We start from the raw sequence: 1,074 nt of genomic DNA on the forward strand, positions 1-1,074 counted from the left end.
CGCTGACATTCGATGACGTACTACTTGTGCCAGCACACTCCACCGTTCTCCCAAACACAGCTGATCTTCGCACTCAGTTGACGAAAAACATCAGTCTGAACATCCCTATGATTTCTGCGTCGATGGACACCGTGACGGAAGCCCGTCTAGCTATCGCTCTTGCGCAGGAAGGTGGCATTGGCTTTATCCACAAGAACATGTCTATTGAGCAGCAAGCGGCAGAAGTTCGTAAAGTTAAGAAGTTCGAAGCTGGTGTGGTAACAGACCCTGTGACTGTGAATCCTGATGCAACCATCGCCGATGTAGTCGCTCTGACGGAAAAGCACGGTTTTGCAGGTTTCCCTGTAGTAACAGAGCACAACGAGCTAGTGGGTATCATCACTGGTCGTGACGTACGCTTTGTGACTGACCTATCTAAGAAAGTGTCTGCGGTAATGACGCCTAAAGAGCGTCTAGCTTCTGTAAAAGAAGGTGCAACTCGTGAAGAAGTTCAAGAGAAAATGCATGAAGCACGCGTTGAAAAAGTACTGGTAGTGAACGATGAGTTCAAACTAACCGGTATGATCACTGCTAAAGACTTCCATAAAGCAGAACGTAAACCAAATGCATGTAAAGATGAGCGCGGTCGTCTACGTGTTGGCGCTGCTGTTGGTGCTGGTGCGGGTAACGAAGAACGTGTTGCTGCACTTGTAGAAGCGGGCGTTGACGTACTACTTATCGACTCTTCTCACGGTCATTCAGAAGGCGTTCTACAACGTATTCGTGACACTCGTGCTGCGTACCCAGATCTAGACATCATCGGCGGTAACGTCGCAACAGGTGCTGGCGCGAAAGCACTGATCGAAGCTGGCGTAAGCGCAGTGAAAGTCGGTATTGGCCCAGGTTCTATCTGTACGACTCGCATCGTAACGGGTGTTGGTGTTCCTCAAATCACTGCAATCGCTGACGCGGCTGAAGTGGCTAACGAATACGGTATCCCAGTGATTGCTGACGGCGGTATCCGTTTCTCTGGTGATATCTGTAAAGCAATCGTAGCAGGCGCATCATGTGTGATGGTGGGTTCTATGTTTGCAG

General features: G+C 49.6%; 1 protein-coding gene. It reads left to right on the forward strand.

Annotation, left to right across the window (positions count from 1 at the left end):
- Nucleotides 1-2: 2 nt before the first annotated feature.
- A partial coding sequence (guaB, locus tag R8O10_RS23955) for an IMP dehydrogenase (RefSeq protein ID WP_318191792.1) occupies nt 3-1,074 on the forward strand: 1,072 nt, incomplete at its 3' end.

The organism is Vibrio sp. 1727, from assembly GCF_033344415.1.
GTDB lineage: Bacteria > Pseudomonadota > Gammaproteobacteria > Enterobacterales > Vibrionaceae > Vibrio > Vibrio alginolyticus.